Below are 15,968 nucleotides of genomic sequence, written 5' to 3'. Positions count from 1 at the left end.
GAAGCGGCTGCTGGACGACGATGGTTTCCCCCAGAAGCACCCGTCAGCGGTGGGGTTGCGTGTCCGAAACGAACCGAGTAGAGTGCTTCATCACGATTCCTCGGGTAGTCCTATACCGTCGCCGAACGGCGGCACGACCCTGAGGTGACGGAATCCCGGCACCGCTGTTTTGTGGGCCGGGATTCTGCGTTCGTGGACCTGGTTCGACGCCCGTTCGTGACCGGGCAGCACACGCTGGATCACGTACCTGCCGGCGGGCAGTCTCAGGGCGGTGGAGAACACTGCCGACAGGTAGCTACAGTACAGATCGTTCTCGCGGCCCTCGCATTCGAATCGTCGCTGCCGATGCTATCCGCAAGGCGCAAGTGGGCTCTCCTGGTGCTGGCGCTCCTCTGCCCCTGGCCGACGCAAGTCGCGCCGGAGTGGGAGCTGCAGGCGCTCGGCCCCGATGGCGAGCCCATCCCCTTTCTCCTGGCGCGGCAGAGCTGGCGGGATGCCAGCGCGATGGGGGACCTGCTGGAACGAACAAAGATCACCGGCCCCGACGGAAAGGTGCGCTTCAAGAGCCGCTGGGCGTGGGCCAGCACCGCCGAGCGGGCGTGGCGCCTCGCGCGGCTGGGCGAGTACTGCGACCTGACCTTCGCAAAGGTGGCCCTGTGGGACGTGGGATACAGGACCGGTGTCGCCCGTTACTCCATCGGTGAGCCGTTGCCCCGGCGGGTGCGCCTCCGCCTGGACAGCTCAGCGGTGCGGTCGGCCGTAATCGGCAGGCAGGCGCGGCTCGCGCTCAATCCCACGTACGGCGGCGCAGGCCGTCATACCTGCCACTTCGATTACTGATGGACCCACCGAAACGCGAACCGCGTTTCGAATCGACCTCCCGGGCGTTCACGCCGGCCCCATCGCTCCCGCCGGGTCCTGACCGTAGTAGCCTGAAAGCTCCTGGTAGAGCTCGGGGTGTCGCGTGCGAAGCTGCACCGGGCGCTCGAAGAAGCACTCGCTGGCCACGGCAAAGAACTCGGCCTCGTTGGTCGCGCCGTAGCGATCCAGCAGCGTCTTGCGACCGGTGCGCGCCGCCTTGCGCAGCGCCAGGTAATGCTCGCTCAGCACCCTGGCCCACGGTGCGTAGAACGCCAGGCGGTCCAGCTCAGGTGTGCCATCGGCGGCGCCGTCTTCCTGGTCGAGCTGGTGCGCGAATTCGTGAAGGATGACGTTCTTGCCGTCGCGCGGGTCGGCGGCGCCACGGCGGGCGCTGTTCCACGACAGCACCACTGCCCCGTGGCCCCACGACTCCCCAAGGTGCACCGCGTGGTCCTCCCGTACGATCCCGCCGTCCCTTTCCCCCCGCGGCACCGTGAACGCAGAGGGATACACGACGATGGACCTGAGCCGGGGATAGTAATCGTCATCGTCCAGGCCCAGCAGGAGGATGCACGCCTGGGCGGCGATGGTGACGCGAACCACGTCCGTCATCTCGAGCCCGCCCGCGCCCTCGAAGTTCTTTTCGGCGATGAACACCAGCACCCGTCGGTGCAGCTCGTCCCGATCCGCCTCCGGCAGGCGGGTGTACATGGGAACGTTGCGCTGGATGATCGCCAGCCACTCCGACGGAAAGGGCTGGGCGCGGATGCGCTCGCGGCGGCGCCGCTTCAGGATGCCAAACACGATGAACCAGGCTTCGGGTGGAGATGGCGCTCGGGTCGTGCGGTAGTATACTGCCCAGGAATCGGATGTGGGCAATAGAGGACCGCGTACCCCTTTGGCCGCTGCTCGGCAGGTTTCTTCGCGGCCGATCCCTGGATCGTTGGGCCCACAAGGAGAAAACCGCTTGCAGACAGGGAAACGCCCGCTCGTCGTCGGAGGATCGCTCACGGCCCTCGCGGCCCTGCTGCACGTCGCGATCATCGTCGGCGGCCCCGACTGGTACCGCTTCTTTGGAGCGGGCGAGCGGATGGCGCGGCTCGCCGCCCGCGGCTCCATCTACCCCGCCTTCGTCACCGCGTGCATCGCCGCGATCCTTGGCGTGTGGGCTCTCTACGCCTTCTCGGGCGCGGGTTTGATCCGCCGCCTCCCGCTACTGCGCCTCGCCCTCACGCTGTTCGCCGCGGTGTACCTGGCGCGCGGCATCCTCGGCATTCCCGTCGTTCTGTTCGTGGACGACGTGTACCCGAATCAACTGCGGGCGAAGATGACCTTCATGATGGTAAGCTCCGCCATCTGCATCGGGCTGGGCCTCTGCTACGCCATCGGTGCGGCCCGGCTCTGGCGGACGCCTTCCGGGCCCCCGGCCAGAGTCGGCTGAGCGATGGGCAAAGAACAGAGCCGGGCGCTGATCGCCGGGGTCGACTCGGTGCTCCGGGAGGTGTGGGACCCGATCGGCATCAACGGTGCCCCGGAAACCCGCGACGAGTACACGAGCTACGCTCCGCACATCGCACGGCTGCTTCGCTCCGGCGCTTCCGACGCCGAGATCGAGCGCCATCTCGCGACGCTCATCCTCGGCATGGGAATATCGTGGGTGAGCCCGGACCGCGCCCGCAGCACCCTCGCCGCGCTGCGATTCCCATCGCGTCGTAGCGAACAGCAGAGCTCGTGTCGGAGCAGTACGAGGAAGAGTCCTCAGTTTCGTAGAGTGGGTGAGGTAGTCGTCTACTAGGAATATACACCTGCAGTAGGTAGTTTCGACGCATCGCCTCCCCGAATGTCATTTCACGTCCGCACAATCTCGCAGATTCTGCTTCCATGCTCGATTCTCGTCAGCCCGTCATCGGGACCCTTCCACGTGATTCAAACCTCCTTCCCTCAGTTATCACTCTTGGGAAGCGCTATTCGCGATATCTCGGTCAATTCCCAGGAGGAGCATACCGCGATGCACTCGAAAAGGGCAGAATAATCGCGGCCGTGACAGCCGAGGGTGACGTATGCGCCTATCTCCTATATAGAGTTTCACGTGAGCACACGACGATCGTGCATCTCTGCGTTGACGCTACTTACCAGGGGAGAGGACTCGCGCGGACTCTCTTCGACGCGATGCGCGCCCAGACGAACGAGTGTCACGGTGCCCGCCTGAGCTGTCGGCGGGACTTTCCCGCTTCGTCATTATGGCCGCGGCTGGGCTTCATTCATGCCAGGGAAAGGCCGGGGCGAAGCAAAGCTGGCTCTTTGCTCACGGATTGGTATTACTCCTATGGCGCACCGGACCTCTTCACGATCGCCGCGGGCGAAGATCCAAATCTACGTCCTTCCGCAGTGCTTGACGCGAACGTCGTCTTCGATCTTCAAGATCAACCAGACCGTCGTCAGGTAGGATCACTCTCGGCTGATTGGCTCAGCTCGGAGATCGAACTGTGTATTGCCGATGAGATGCTCAATGAAATCGGCCGCGCGTCGGACGCCCACGAGCGGTCGCGTCGTCGAGCCTTCTTGAACACGTTCAAGCAACTCACACCGGGCGCCGAAGAAGCAGAGCGAGTTCTCAGCGAGATCCGACATTTTTTTCCTGCGAAGATGTCTGTGAGCGATGAATCTGATCATCGTCATTTGGCAAAAGCCATCGCTTCTGAAGCCGCATTCTTTGTCACATTTGATGAAAAGCAACTGGGGAGAGCAAAGGATATCGAGGCGCGCTACGGCCTGCTCATACTCAAACCCCTCGATCTGGTCGTTCGATTAGACGCACATCTTAGACAAGCTGAGTACGTGCCCGCGCGGGTCGCGGGATGTTTGTCTTCGGTCGCTCGGATCGGTGGCTCAGAAATCCAGGCGCTGAGTCGCCGGTTCCAGAACTTCTCGCGTCGTGAACCCAAAGGTGCTTTTGAGGCGGCCGTGGCCTCCGCGTTGTCCGATCCCCGTTCAAAACAGACCTGTGTGATCTCACAGCCGGACGGACGTCAGGATGCGCTGTTTGTGTGGGACAGGTCCCAGGAAGATCGCATTTGCGTTCCCCTCTTCAGGATTGCGAATGGAGCCGTCGCCGATGGGCTGGCACATTACGTCCTCTGGCAAACAGTTGCGCAGGCTGCGCGAGAGCGGCGGCGAATTGTGGAGATAACGGAACCGGTTCTGCACTCGTCCGCGGACTCGGCTCTCCGACAAATCGGGTTCGTAGACGTTGATGGGCTCTGGCGAAAGCACGTGTTAACTGTATGCGGAACGCGCGAACAGGTGCTAGAAGCCATCCGTAGCCGGGAGTCAGACCGCGTGCTCGATAGCGCCGCATCGATTCTCGCTCCTGGAAGTGGTCGCATTGATGCCCATACCGTTGCGCGGCTTGAAAAATTGCTGTGGCCTGCACGCGTCGCGGAGTCGTCGTTGGAAACCTGGATAGTTCCGATCAAGCCTCATTGGGCTGCCCATCTGTTTGATGAGCGCCTCGCCGATCAGGATCTCTTCGGGGCAGACCCGCGCCTCGCACTCAGCCTTAGAAACGTCTACTATCGTTCAGCGGGGCCGCCACACATCCAAGCTCCGGCGCGGATACTCTGGTACGTGAGCAGTGGCAAAGGGTTGATGGGTACGGGGGCTCTCCGGGCCGTCTCATTGTTGGATGAGGCGGTTCGCGGACCTGCGAAGGAGCTGTTTTCCCGTTTTCGTCGCCTGGGTGCGTACGAGTGGAAGCACATACTCGCCGCGGCTGGGGGAGATCCGCACGGGCTGATCGCAGGTCTCTCATTCACGCATACGGAACTCTTGTCAACTCCGCTCTCATTCCAAGAAGTGCAGAGTATCCTCTTTGCACATGGTATGAAACGCAATACGTTTCCTGGGCCGGTGCGCGTCGCCGCCGGCTGCTTCGCCGATCTCTACCGCGCTGCCAACGCAACTCACACCTCCGATTGATGCCGGACGACGCACTTTTTCTCTCGATCAAGCCGAGGTTCGCGACGGAGATCCTAGAAGGGCGGAAAACCGTGGAGTTGCGACGGACCCGCCCCCGTGGAGCTCGCGACGGTTCTGTAGTAGTGGTTTACGCCTCGTCACCGTTGCGTGCGGTGATCGGAACGTTCGAGGTGGACAAGGTCGTGAGTGCGTGCCCCGACTCCCTGTGGGACCAAGTGGCCGATCGAGCCGGTCTGTCACGCGAAGAGTACGATGCATATTTCGACGGAGCGCATGAAGCAGTCGCGATCTTTGTCCGCTCAAGTGACAGGGCCTGTACACCGTACTCGCTCGATGCAATCCGGCTGGAGTGTCCAAGTTTTCACCCTCCACAAGCGTTCCGATACATCGGAAACATGGGAGCATGGGCGAGCACAATGTTGGGTTCTCTGCTAGGGCAGCGAGATGCCGCTGAGCCTGAGGCGGTCTAGCTACGGAGTTTCAGCAGAGCGCCAGGAGCCATGCCCCTGTTGATCTATCAACGGGCCAGCTATCCGGATCACTGATGCCGAGGCGACGGGCACACACTGGCCCGCTATCTGAAATGGTGGCGGGCCGTTGATTGCGAACTTCCGGGAACTAGCGGATGCAACAGCGCAGACCGCGTGACCTGCTTACGCCACGTCCGCATGTCCCTCGCGCACCTTACCCACCGCGCTCGATAACGTAAGGGTGAGTGCCAACGCTCCTCATCGTAGAACGCCCAGTCCAATCTCATCCTGACCGCGACTCGTGCCACTTCATGACGGGTGGCGCCGCTCTCCCCTTCAACGCGCGGTACAGGATTACGGGCGCGGCCCGTCCCGAGGTTGTCACGTCGCGACGTTCCGCCAGGCGCGCGCGCACCAGCCACCCCAAGTCTTCCGGGAACCACCATGCGGCCGGCGTGGGCTCGGCGCGTCGGCGTAGCTCGGCCGCGGGAATCCACCCGAGTTCGCCCGGTATCCACCTGCACGGAACGCGCTCTTGCATGATGCGGCGCAAGGCGTCCAAGGCGAGCCGCGGCCCGTCTGGAACGTACACCGAAATGTCCGGAGCGTCTGACGGCGTAGCAACCTGCGCCTGGTGACCGCCTTCCGCTTCGGATACGAGATCGGCCCCGGCCTGGGTGATCCGGTAAACCCAAAGCGGGCGCACATGGCCGGGCGGCCGCACGTCTTCACGCTGCAGCAGCCCGCGGGTGTACGCCGCAAGAACACGCACGGCCAGTGAATGGCCCGTGGCGGTCTGTGCGTCCTCGAGCCGTGCCCACCCCCGCACGCCGCGGCGCTCGTACCCGGCGCCGGCGGCCTCCAGATTCCAGAAGTACTCCAGAACGATTGCGTCGATCGGGTGAAGGTTCCGCGGCGTAGGCATCTTGGCAGAGTACGGCGCGGTAGACCAGGGGTGCTAGACCTACGGTGTGGCGCCTTCCGTATGGTCTGCGATCCTGGCGGCTGGTGTATGGTCGTGTTTATCCTTCGGCGGCGCCCACCTGGCGCACATCTAATCCCTGCCAAGGAAAACGACCATGAAGAACCTTCGCGCCGCCATCGCCGCCTCCCTCTTTGCGGCCTCGCTCGCCGCCTGCACCGAGGGCTCCACCGTGCCCGACCCCCGCGCGCCGGCGTTCCCCTCGCGCGACGGAGGGATGGGCTATGGCTCGGGCAACGTCGTTCCGACCGACACATCCACAAATACGTCGGCCGCCGACCCGGCTGGGACGACGGCCACTGAAGCGGCTGATTCGGCTACGCTGGAGCGCGGCGGGATGGGGTACGGCTCCGGAAACTAGGCCACGGACTCATCCGGAATGGCGCGGCGTCGCGCGGTCCGGGCGTCTGGAGTCCACCGCGCGAGGCGGGCAACCAACTCGCGGATCAGATCCCGGAGCTGCCGGCCGGTTGCTCCCGCGGGCACCGGCGCCTCACCGGGCGCCGGAGTCCTCGATGCAATCGCCTCCAGCAGCTCGCGCGCACGCCGCTCCGGCTCCCCATCCTTGCGCCCCTTGGCCCGCTCGACTGCCAGTCGGGCGCAGCGTTCACCTAAGTCCCAGTCGCTCAGCGCGTACGCGCCGGCAGCCAGGTTCACGAGAGCTGCCGGCGCGTGCTCCTCGTACGCCTCTACCAGATCGAGGACTCGCGGGGCCAACCCCTGAAAGCCCTTCACGTCGCCGACGCCTGCAGCCGCATGCGCCCGGTTGCTCAATGCCAGCACCTGCTCGGCGGGCTCCTCGATCTTGGCTACGAACGCGTCGAGGAGCGGCAGCGCGGAAGAGTAGTACCGCTGGAACACCAGCGTCACCGCCAGATCGGCCGCCAGGTAGGGAAGGCGGCGGGCGTGGAGCGGGTACGCGGTGGCCGCCCTTCGTGCATAGTCCTGGGCTTCCGCGTACGCCCCGAGCTCCGCCGAGACCAGGAGAAGGTCGTGCCATGCGTGCGCTGCCTGTTCGTGAAGCCCGGCCAGGCGCGACCGCCATGCCGCGGCGGAAAGGTGGGGACGGGCCTGGTTCAGCAGGCCCTGGTTGTACAACGAGGCCCCGTAGCCCACTTGCCCTCGAATGAACTCACGCGCATCGCGCTGGCGACGCGCGAGCCCAATTGCACGCTGGTACCACGCCGCCGACCGATCCCACTCGGCAGCGCGACGGCAGATCCGCGCGGCCACATTGGCCCTGGCAGGCGCCTCGGGCTCGGCGTTCGCCGCCGCCTCCGCGAGCGCGACCGCCAGTGGAAGCACCCCGCGCGACTCCGCCCACTCCGCCGCCTCTGCGCACGCCACGGCAAGCTGCGCGGCGCCCAGCCCCAGCGGATCCGCCGCGGCACAACGCAGCACGTGCAGTGCGGTGGCGAGCTCGGGTGCCATCTCCAGCGCCTCCGCTCGCCTGATGCGCCCGGCCGGCTTCGTTGCATCAGGAACCAACCCTGCGCGACTCGACGCCGGCGTGTCCAGCCAATCGTGAACGTGACGCGCGCTCAACCACAGCTCCAGGCCGGGCGCGTCTTCAACCCCACGCAACGCCTCCAGCCCTGCCAGGCGCGGGAGCGGCGGCGGGGGAATCACCTTGCGCCGATCTCCGCGCGCGCGGTCACCCATAATCGATCCACAAGGTTGAAGAAGTGCGCCCTGCCAGAATACACTAGCGGACAATCGTGATGCTCGCCACGTTTCGCAAGTCCCGACACGATCGGCCCGCTGGAACACAATGGCATACGATCCGCTGATGTGATCACAGGTACGCGGAGTGGTCACCTGCCGCGCCAGCGTCCACGACATACCGGAGCCGTGAACGTGCCGAAATGGATACGGGACCGAAGCCTCAGCCTCGCGGCGATCACGCTGTTCGCGTTTGCGTTCGTGGGGCAGGTGCTGACGGGGCGGGCGGAGTACAACAGCGCCCAGGAAGCGCACGGCGAGCAGCCCGTGACGCTGGTGGAGTACTTTGGCACCGGCCACTTCGGCGAGGCGACGCTGGAGAACTGGGAATCGGAGTTCCTGCAGATGGCGGTGTTCGTCTTCCTCACCGCCTTCCTGGTGCAGCGCGGCTCGGCCGAGAGCAAGAAGCCGAGCGACGAGGAGGGCGCCGGCGAGGAGCCCAGCGACGAGGACCCGCGGCTGCACCGGAACGATCCAACCGCGCCGTGGCCCGTGCGCCGCGGCGGAATCGCGCTGGCGCTGTACAGGAACTCGCTCTCGATCGTGCTGTTCCTCCTCTTCGTGGCGTCGTTCTGGGGCCACGCAGCCACGGGCGCGGCGGAGTACAGCTCGGAGCAGGCCGCTCACGGCGAGCCGGGAGCCAGCACGCTCGGCTATCTCGCCACCTCGCGCTTCTGGTTCGAGAGCTTCCAGAACTGGCAGAGCGAGTTCCTCTCCGTCTTCGCCATCGCGGTCCTCTCCATCTGGCTCCGGCAGCAGCACTCGCCCGAGAGCAAGCCCGTCCACGCGCGGCACGAGCAGACCGGCGAGGAATAACAGCGAGCCGGCACGCACACGCCCGCGCTAGAATCCCTTCCGTGATTCTGTAGAGCCCTTGACGACAATCGGTGAGCAAATACATCTTATTGCCGCCGCGAAACCTGATCCTGTGCACCCAGGACGCGCGCATGCGTCCGTGGCACCTGGGAATTCAACAGGCCCTGTCCGACCGTTGAATGGACAACCGCTGCTCCGGCCGATGATTGAACTTGCCGGCACCTTCCCGCCCGCTCCCCATCCATTCTGACACACGCATCGGCTGACGCTAGCCGACCACTGCGTAGATGGACACCACTGCGCAACCTTGATCGACATTCGCATTCAGGCGCACCGCCGCGCCTGCCCCGGGGCACCCTGCCCCAACATCTTTCGGAGGACATCATGAAGCGTCTCACCTTGCTGCTCCCCACCTTTGCGCTCACTGCCTGCGGCGCACTCTTCAACGGCGGCCCCGCGAACGTCGCGATGAACAGCAACCCGGCCGGTGCAGAGATCTGGATCGACGGCACCAACCGGGGGATCACGCCCGCCACGCTCCAGCTCGCCAAGGGGAAGAACTACACCATCACGTTCCGGAAGGCCGGGTTCGCGGACACGAACTACGAGATCACGCGACAGGTGTCACCTACCTACGTGATCCTCGACGTGCTCGGCGGCCTCCTGCCGATCGTGGTGGACGCCGCGACGGGCAGCTGGTACGTCCTCTCCACCAAGGAAGTGAACGTGCAGCTCGCGCAGCAGCCGGTGGCGCAGGGGCAGCTCACCCCGCAACAGCTCGCCGCGCTCCGGCTCGGCACACCGGTCTCGGAGCTGATCGATACCCAGCGCATCCTCCGCGACGCCGTCCTGCGGTAGGCTCCGCGGTGGGGAAGAACGAAAGGGCGGGCGCCGACACCGGCGCCCGCCCCTCATTCTTGCGGCCCTGAGGACGCGCGTCTGGCCTGTTCGGGGCGCCGTAAGCCCGCACCGCGCCACGTGATGAACCGGTTTTCCACCACCGCTTGACCCCCGCTCCAACCCGCGCGTACTTCCATCCCCCACGGGCGAGGCCCGGCTCCGCGATCCGATTCCACGAGAACGCACCCGTTCTCTCGAGGACGGGCGCACCTCTAGGAATTCCGCTGAAATATGGGTATACTAACCAAGCGGGTAGTAGCACGCTGCTACCACAGGTCAAGCGATGGGTTCTAGTCGTGCGAGATCCACTCACGACCTCGCGACGATTCAGTATCTGGTGGCGCGGATGCGTTACCGGGTTTATGAGGACCCATCCGAGTATACCGTACTCGGCCTGGATCAGCACGATATCCGCGAGGTGGTTGCGCTCCTGACCCCCGCGCACGCCCAGAAGACGATGCCAAGCAGCAAGTCGCCTGGCGCGATGCAGGACGTGTACAGGGTTCGGTACGAGGGCATTCCGTTGTACATCAAGTTCGACCTGAGCCGCGACCCTCGCACAGGCGAGCCTCGGCTCGCGATCATCCTCTCCTTCAAGCGAGATACGTCGCCATGACCGAACGATGCCACGTTTGCGACAGTGAGGCGCAGATGGTCCGCGAGCCGCGCGAAGTCCTGCTCGGCCAGCGCGCGGTCACGGTGGAAGGCGAGTTCATGAGGTGCTCGGGGTGCGGGGAGACGTTCTTTCTCCCTGAGCAGGCGGACGCGCTGCAGCGGCTCGCGGCGGACCAGGTCAGGCGCGAAGACGGCCTCCTCGCTACCGGCGAGGTGAAAGCCTTTCGTGAACGCCTCCGGATCTCGCAGGCCGAATTCGAGCAGTTGCTCGGCACCGGGCCTAAGACGGTAGTACGGTGGGAGCGCGGCACCGTGACGCAGAGCTCGACTGCGGACACCCTGATGCGCGTCCTCATGAAGCATCCCGACGCTCTCCACGACCTCGCACTGGAGCGGGGGGTGAGGATCGGAACCGGGTACTTCGGGGAGAGCGTCGTGGGATCTGGGCCGGTCACGCCTTGAAGCTCCGAAGGAAGAAGGAGCGAGGGGCGAGCGCCAGCATCGACGCCCGCCCTGGTCCGCAGTTCCTCCCCTCGCGGCGGCGGCCAACTTAGGCGCTATAAGCCCGAACGGTACAAAGGGATTAAGCTTACCCCTCCGCGTGATCTGCTCCAGACTTGCACCGTCTTCAATCAGCCGATCTGCTCATTGCGATATTGCCAAGGGCGGGCCCCAGTTTGCGAGCATCTAACGGATGAATAGCACCAAGACTTACGTGCGCTCGGCGCCTCACCTATCGCTATCGTCTATAGCGGATCATTCGCGGCGTGAGGAGCCGCTCGTTTTCATGATTGCTGATGGTGAGCACTGTGCTGGGTTCCAGAGCCGGTGTCATCCGCCGCGTCGTCAAGATTATCTGCCAGGGAAGATCAGCCGGGTCAGCGCCCCGGCGAACGACGTCGTCAACCGCTTCTTTTTGGAACGATGCCAAGTAATTGAGCAAGTCGTCGTGATTGCGATCGTTGAGGTCGCCCACCGCTGGCGAGTCGATAACCAGCAGCCGGGGGAAAAATGTCTCCTCCTCTAAGGACAGGCGGAGCATTGCGAGGTGGTAACAGGTCACAGCCAATCCCGTGAATGCCACGCCGGAATGCCGATACAAGTTCCCATTGATCTTAGGCATTAACGTCACAGGATCGATGGTAACCGACTTCAGATCCGGAAACCGCACTGCGTAGAGGATTTCTCGGTAGAGTTCGCGTAAGCGTGATCTACGTGCGCGCGCACGGCCCCGGGCACTTTCAACTTTGTCTTCCAGTTCCTGCACTTCGTTCAGAGCCGCCTCCCATTGTTCGCGAATGCGCTCTGCCGAGATTCGGCTTTCCAACGCACGACGTGCAGTGACCCAGTTCGCCTCTGCCGTCGCAACTTCGGCTGACACTTGCACGAACTGGTCAAGCAGCGGGCTGACGAAGCTGCGAGACTGAGTTTCGAGCTCAGCCCCGAGCACTCCCTCCTTCTCACGCAGCTCCACCAACGATTCATCCGTGCGGCCGATCTCCGCCCGGACATCTCGTAAAACGCGCTCAGCCTCGTCCGCTTGGAGTGCGATATCAGCTGTGCGCGCCAAAAAGCGAGGCGAAGCATCGGAATGGTTCCGGAGCGGCCTATTGCAGAGTGCACATCGCGAATGGTCTTCACGCTGCCGCATCTCAGGTGTTACCGTAAGCAGGCACCGGGGACAATCTTGAAAGTCAACAGTGCTCAGTATCATCTCTGACGTCTGGAGCCGCCGCGCTTTGGTCAAGTCAGCCCTGAGGGACGCTGATAATGCGGTTAACCGCTCGACCTCCCGGATAAGCGCAACTCGCCTCCTTTCAAGTTCGTTCCTTCTGCTACCGATTCGAAGCAGTTCGGCTCTTAGTTCTTCGAGGCGCCCCCGCACTTCTTCGGAGGCGTTTTCTCCCGCGCGCATGCGGTCTTGCAAAGCAGCTCGGCGCTCGCGTGTCGCTTCGAAGGTTCGTTGCGTTTCCTTCACCTGCTCGGTCGCGAGCGTCACGTCTGGGATACCGCTTGATTCAAGAAAGCGTATCACAGCATCATACCGCGAACGGAGCGTGTCTGCGCGCGTCTTGATATCACCTAACACCGCGGCGCGGCGGAAGAACGCTTCTGGAATGATGCCGGTGAGGAACCCGATTATATGCGTTCGGCGAATTGGAGGCATCTTGTCGATGAGCGCGCCAAAACTATCCCGCTGATGAAGGATGAAGGCGCGCATCAAATTGGGAAACGATAGAGGCTCAACGTCCTTATCTCCCTTGGGTGCCATGACCTCCGGAATACGCAAGCGCTGGAGCATTACGCCGGAAACCTCCTCGACCGCGACGGTTTCTCCAGGTGTGGAAGATATCCCTTTGGCGTACGGGCGATCTCGAAGCGTTAGCCGTGCCCCCATCTCCTGCAGCGAACGCTCAAGGGTCATTACTTCACCGTTGGTTTCGACCTCTATCCACAGCGTGCGGAGCTTCGTGGCGATCGGAGCAAAATGGAAGTTTTCACGGCTCTCTTGTCGTACGCCGAGCCCGTGCTGAATCAGTTCAACAAACCCCGTTTTTCCAGCTTTGTTCGTATAGCGGGCTTCATCTGAGTTCTCCGCTAACGATGGCACTGGATCTTCGGTGACAGAAGCCGCGTAAACAACATTGAGGCCAGAGTTTAGTCGGAGGTCCAAGCCTAGTGAACCCTCAACTACGATTCGGTTGATTCGGAGTTCAGGTGAGAGCATGAGTTCAGATTGTTGCGCCGAGGTCTCGATGAACCACATCCGGGAGGTGGTTATATATAAAATCTTTAAGTTGGGTTCCCGTCACCCTCGGAAACACCCGTTGTATCAAACGAGCCCTCAAAATAAGATCCCCGTTGGAAGGGACTTTCCCAAGCATCTCGGCGGCAGCAAAACCGTCCGGGGTCAATCGGAAGGTTTCTGTGCCCCGGGCATCTAGTTCAACTGAGATCAAGCGCTTCCCTATCAGGTAGGCGAGCGTTACGTAGTAGGCGTGATCCCACGGCCCGTAGCGATACCGGACCATCCTGGACTCGACTGTATTCGCATCTTCGATTCGATCCAACCCGAGTTCTGCCGCACCAACGTTGATGCGGAGGCGAATCTGCGCAGCGCGCGCGAGGTACGCTGGATAACGCAAGAAGAAGTCGATCTTTGCAAGTAAGGTCCGACCTTTGACGCCGGGCCGCCGGGCGGGCCCCGCCGCACGAGGGGTCCCGCAAAACCGGATTAGGATTAGCAACCGCGCGGCGTGCAGGAAAACCGGGTCCGCAGGCGCAACGATGCTCACTCGCTGACGGTGGTTCGAGCGCGGTGCCACCAAGACGCGCAGTCATTGGTCGTATCCCAGAGAATTCCGATACGAAAAGATTCATCGTGCTGGAGTGCTTCTGGGAGCTCACGTTGAGCAAGGTCGGCAAGGGGTTGATCGAGAGATTCCCACAGCGCAGGGCCGAACGCATTGGTTTCAGGCAGTTCCCGGCTGAGCCGCATCCGGAGGCGCCCGTGACGGTTGAGTGCTGCGGTTGTGTATCGAGTGATTTCGCGTGTAGCTCCCTGGACCTCCATCTCGCGAACTACCCCTTTCGCGTGCATCCACTCTCGATTGAACGTGGGCTTCATGGTCGGATCAAAGCCACCGAGGTGCAGCTTTTTCTCGAGGACCGTTGTACCTGGGACTGCATCGAGGCTCGGAAGCGACTCAGGTACCGGTAGGGGGCTAAGAAGCGCTCCTATATCCGCCGCCACGATCTTCCGTGTTGCGCGGTCAGTACCCTGTCTCACCCGATCGGAGATCAGCTTGACGAGCCGATCAAACAAATTCCTAAGTTGAGCAATCCCTCGGGCTGGGAGTCCTGGACGGTAGAGATCTAACGCGCGATCAAGAGCCGCATAATCTGGATCCCCCCGCAGTACAGGCGAGTTCGTGTCCACGTAGGTGCTTAACAACAATTCCCACGCTTCGTGTTCGCCCAGCGACTCATGATACTCAGCTAGCATGATCGCCATCACCCGCGGGCAAACACGTGCGCGCAACTCGGCAAGCAACGCCGTCTCGTCTGGGGTCAGAGGATTACCCTGCCCAAGGGTGAGTAGTAGTTCCTTGAGTCGGTATAGTGAACCATATGAGCGTCCGGATGCTGGCCGTGGGTCGGCGCTACCATCAGAAACGAAACGAAAACGACAAGGCCGCCCGACCGCATGTCTCCGGTGGTAAAGCGCGCAAAGGATTGGGAGTACATCAGCTATGGTCCAGAAGCCCACTGACTCGTCACGAGTCTTAACTTGAATTAACTCGTCGTAGTCACGATGCTCTAGCGAGATGTCTTCGACCCATTCCGGAATTACCGCTTGGATGCCTGACGTGGGGTCCAGCATCTGGATGCAAAGATCAGCTGTATACTCGACCTGTGAGGCTAGGCGGTCAATAGTATCTGAGCCCTGATCGCCGTAGAGGCGGAGAACCAGTTCTTTGACGTGACGCATACAGAATCAATCCAGGGGGGGAAGGGTCCGCACACTCATATAGCCTGTCCTGATGCGGCGAATACAAGTGCGATGGTGCACCGGGCGTTTAGCTAACCCATGGACCGCATCTATTCTAAGGTGCGAACATGTGCGACGTGCAGCAAGGGTAACACTGAGTTCTCGGTCCAGGGGAACCCACTCGGATCAGAGAAAACGATGTGGTCACAGAGCGGTTCCATGCTGTGTCGTTCCATTACGCTGCAGCGATTTGACAGTCCGGAGTTAAGCTGACAACCGCCGCTACTCCGTATTGCTTTCAGTAGACGCCGATGCGGGATGGATTCTGCTCCAACAAACAGGACGGCAATCAACAGGGCGGGCGCCGACATCGGCGCCCGCCCCTCGCTTCCCGCCCAACCGATGCGCTCAGTGGCCGCCGGTCGCGGCGGAGGCTGCGGCGGCGCCTTCGGGGACGGGGAGGAAGAAGAAGGCGATGCCCAGGATGATGTACACGGCCAGGAGCTGCACGCCCTCCATCCAGTGGCTCTCGCCGTCGTTGGAGCAGAAGGCCATGATCCCGGCCGACGCCACCACCGCCAGCACCTCCAGCGGGGTGAAGATCAGGTCCATGAGACCCTTGCCGCCGATGAAGTAGCTGAGGAAGACCAGCACCGGGGCCACGAAGAGCGCCACCTGGATCGACGAGCCGACGGCGATGTTGATCGCGGCGTCCATCCGGTTCTTGGCGGCCATGAGGATGGCGGTGGAGTGCTCGGCCGCGTTGCCGATGATGGCGACCACGATCACGCCCACGAACACCTCGCTCCACCCCAGCGACTCGGCGGTGTGCGTCGCCGCGCCCACCAGGAACTCGGCCATGACGGCCACGCCCACGGTGGCGATCAGGAGCTTGCCGATGGAGCGCCCAAGCGGCGGGTGCTGGTGCCCGGGCTCCAGCTCCGCCGCGCCGCCCGCGTCACCCATGTACAGGTGGCGGTGCGTGCGCAGGGTGAAGAAGAGCGACGCCACGTAGGTGAGCATCAGCACCACCGAGATCTCGAACGACAGGTTGCGCTCGGCGGCGCGCGCCGTGTTCCCCACCAGCATGTGGAAGACGGCCGGCACCACCAGCCCCACCGCGCTCAGCACC

At 63.0% G+C, this 15,968-nt stretch carries 15 protein-coding genes; 9 read left to right on the top strand and 6 right to left on the bottom strand.

Annotated features, from left to right (window positions below; all coding sequences use genetic code 11):
• The first annotated feature begins 345 nt into the window (after window positions 1-345).
• Window positions 346-840: a hypothetical protein gene (locus VF647_24300; protein ID HEX8455224.1), complete on the top strand. Its 495-nt coding sequence runs from the start codon at window positions 346-348 to the stop codon at window positions 838-840.
• A 48-nt stretch (window positions 841-888) separates the two neighbouring features.
• On the opposite strand, the gene VF647_24295 is transcribed toward VF647_24300, so the two are convergent.
• Window positions 889-1,665, bottom strand: coding sequence for a M90 family metallopeptidase (locus VF647_24295; protein HEX8455223.1), 777 nt, complete (start codon window positions 1,663-1,665; stop codon window positions 889-891).
• Between the two features lie 163 nt (window positions 1,666-1,828).
• On the opposite strand from VF647_24295, the gene VF647_24290 reads away from it, so the two are divergent.
• From VF647_24290 to VF647_24280, 3 genes are all read left to right on the top strand, one after another.
• On the top strand, window positions 1,829-2,302 hold the full coding sequence (locus VF647_24290; protein HEX8455222.1) for a hypothetical protein: 474 nt from the start codon (window positions 1,829-1,831) through the stop codon (window positions 2,300-2,302).
• 3 nt (window positions 2,303-2,305) lie between these two features.
• Entirely contained in the window at window positions 2,306-2,656 is a 351-nt protein-coding gene (locus VF647_24285; GenBank protein ID HEX8455221.1) for a hypothetical protein, read from the top strand.
• 86 nt (window positions 2,657-2,742) lie between these two features.
• The gene (locus tag VF647_24280; protein HEX8455220.1) at window positions 2,743-4,839 is read left to right on the top strand and encodes a GNAT family N-acetyltransferase; all 2,097 of its coding nucleotides are present in this window, start codon (window positions 2,743-2,745) and stop codon (window positions 4,837-4,839) included.
• A 753-nt stretch (window positions 4,840-5,592) separates the two neighbouring features.
• Here the strand turns inward: VF647_24280 and VF647_24275 are convergent.
• Window positions 5,593-6,234, bottom strand: coding sequence for a hypothetical protein (locus VF647_24275; protein ID HEX8455219.1), 642 nt, complete (start codon window positions 6,232-6,234; stop codon window positions 5,593-5,595).
• Window positions 6,235-6,388: 154 nt separating this feature from the next.
• Between VF647_24275 and VF647_24270 the strand changes: the two genes are divergently transcribed.
• The gene (locus VF647_24270) at window positions 6,389-6,652 is read left to right on the top strand and encodes a hypothetical protein (GenBank protein HEX8455218.1); all 264 of its coding nucleotides are present in this window, start codon (window positions 6,389-6,391) and stop codon (window positions 6,650-6,652) included.
• Here VF647_24270 and VF647_24265 read toward each other — a convergent pair.
• A complete protein-coding gene (locus tag VF647_24265) occupies window positions 6,649-7,953 on the bottom strand; it encodes a hypothetical protein (protein ID HEX8455217.1) in 1,305 nt (434 codons plus the stop codon). The genes VF647_24270 and VF647_24265 overlap by 4 nt on opposite strands.
• Window positions 7,954-8,142: 189 nt before the next feature.
• Between VF647_24265 and VF647_24260 the strand changes: the two genes are divergently transcribed.
• The 4 genes from VF647_24260 (at window position 8,143) to VF647_24245 (ending at window position 10,806) form a co-directional block, all read left to right on the top strand.
• A complete protein-coding gene (locus VF647_24260; GenBank protein ID HEX8455216.1) occupies window positions 8,143-8,829 on the top strand; it encodes a DUF6766 family protein in 687 nt (228 codons plus the stop codon).
• Window positions 8,830-9,213: 384 nt separating this feature from the next.
• On the top strand, window positions 9,214-9,687 hold the full coding sequence (locus tag VF647_24255) for a PEGA domain-containing protein (protein ID HEX8455215.1): 474 nt from the start codon (window positions 9,214-9,216) through the stop codon (window positions 9,685-9,687).
• A 325-nt stretch (window positions 9,688-10,012) separates the two neighbouring features.
• On the top strand, window positions 10,013-10,345 hold the full coding sequence (locus tag VF647_24250; GenBank protein ID HEX8455214.1) for a type II toxin-antitoxin system MqsR family toxin: 333 nt from the start codon (window positions 10,013-10,015) through the stop codon (window positions 10,343-10,345).
• Window positions 10,342-10,806 carry a type II TA system antitoxin MqsA family protein gene (locus VF647_24245; protein ID HEX8455213.1) on the top strand — a complete coding sequence of 155 codons (465 nt, stop codon included), beginning with the start codon at window positions 10,342-10,344 and terminating at the stop codon, window positions 10,804-10,806. Before VF647_24250 ends, VF647_24245 begins: the two co-directional genes overlap by 4 nt.
• Window positions 10,807-11,083: 277 nt before the next feature.
• Here VF647_24245 and VF647_24240 read toward each other — a convergent pair whose 3' ends face one another.
• From VF647_24240 to cax, 3 genes are all read right to left on the bottom strand, one after another.
• Entirely contained in the window at window positions 11,084-13,111 is a 2,028-nt protein-coding gene (locus VF647_24240) for a hypothetical protein (GenBank protein HEX8455212.1), read from the bottom strand.
• 525 nt (window positions 13,112-13,636) lie between these two features.
• Entirely contained in the window at window positions 13,637-14,728 is a 1,092-nt protein-coding gene (locus tag VF647_24235; protein HEX8455211.1) for a hypothetical protein, read from the bottom strand.
• Between the two features lie 516 nt (window positions 14,729-15,244).
• A partial coding sequence (gene cax / locus VF647_24230; GenBank protein HEX8455210.1) for a calcium/proton exchanger occupies window positions 15,245-15,968 on the bottom strand: 724 nt, incomplete at its 5' end.

Source organism: Longimicrobium sp., from assembly GCA_036387335.1.
Classification (GTDB): Bacteria; Gemmatimonadota; Gemmatimonadetes; order Longimicrobiales; family Longimicrobiaceae; genus Longimicrobium.
The sequence above is the reverse complement of the archived record's forward strand: the minus strand, read 5'-3'. Positions and strand labels throughout refer to the sequence as shown.